Source organism: Enterobacter cloacae complex sp.6700776 (assembly GCF_048284255.1).
GTDB classification, from domain to species: Bacteria; Pseudomonadota; Gammaproteobacteria; order Enterobacterales; family Enterobacteriaceae; genus Enterobacter; species Enterobacter intestinihominis.
This window is the reverse complement of the sequence record NZ_JBLVYK010000083.1, coordinates 1-360: the sequence shown is the minus strand read 5'-3', so window position 1 is coordinate 360 and position 360 is coordinate 1. Positions and strand designations below refer to the sequence as shown.

The 360-nt window shown below is 49.4% G+C and carries 1 protein-coding gene; it reads right to left on the bottom strand.

Annotation, left to right across the window (positions count from 1 at the left end; all coding sequences use genetic code 11):
• Positions 1-360, bottom strand: a 360-nt coding sequence (locus ACNQ0T_RS23320; protein ID WP_417930396.1) for a TrmH family RNA methyltransferase, incomplete at both ends; no start/stop codon positions are given.

Here is a 360-nt window from a genome sequence, read left to right as displayed (position 1 = left end):
GCAATGTCCTGACTACCTTTATGGCTTGATGTCGTGACGATGGTATAGCCCGCTTCACGGAATTTATTCAGTGTTGGGGTGAAACCATCCGCATCAATGGCTTTAATATGCTCCGCGCCGCCTTCAGCGGTACGAATTGCCGCACCTGATTCCAGCATTCCTGCATCTTGTAAAATCACACCTTTCACACCAAAGTGAGCGCAGCTACGCATGATCCCACCAAGGTTATGCGGGTTACCAACATCTTCCAGCGCTAAAACACAATCGGTATCGACCGCATTTTCTAAGTAGGTTTCTGCTGCCATACCACCGCGTTTTTTGATGATAAAGCACACACCGCCGTGGTGCTCAGTACCAGAC